Source organism: Vibrio sp. S12_S33 (genome assembly GCF_963889785.1).
Classification (GTDB): domain Bacteria; phylum Pseudomonadota; class Gammaproteobacteria; order Enterobacterales; family Vibrionaceae; genus Vibrio; species Vibrio aestuarianus.
Genome location: NZ_CAWPQZ010000403.1, coordinates 1 through 247, shown reverse-complemented (window position 1 = coordinate 247; position 247 = coordinate 1). Strand labels below are relative to the sequence as shown.

The 247-nt window shown below is 44.1% G+C and carries 1 protein-coding gene; it reads right to left on the bottom strand.

What is annotated here, in order from left to right:
* Nucleotides 1–9 precede the first annotated feature (9 nt).
* Nucleotides 10–247 (bottom strand): hypothetical protein (locus AACW06_RS20595; RefSeq protein WP_238336794.1); only part of this gene is annotated, 238 nt, incomplete at its 5' end.

Genomic DNA, 247 nt, shown 5'->3' with positions numbered 1-247 from the left:
AGCAGCTAACTAGGCGTTTAAGACGGATTCCCAACGCTTGGGAGTTTCGGTTCTAGGTTGAGTTTTGTGTTTAAGGCGCAATGGTTTAGGATTGTGGTCGCGTTGCTCACCACTTAACGCGGCGTTATGTGTTTGATGGGTTTTTAAGGTCAAAGCTACGATTTCATTGAGAATTCGTTCCGTGTTTTCGGCAAGTTGGCTTGGTCGAAATGGATTTTTGAACAACCTGAGATTGATCGTTTTCAAG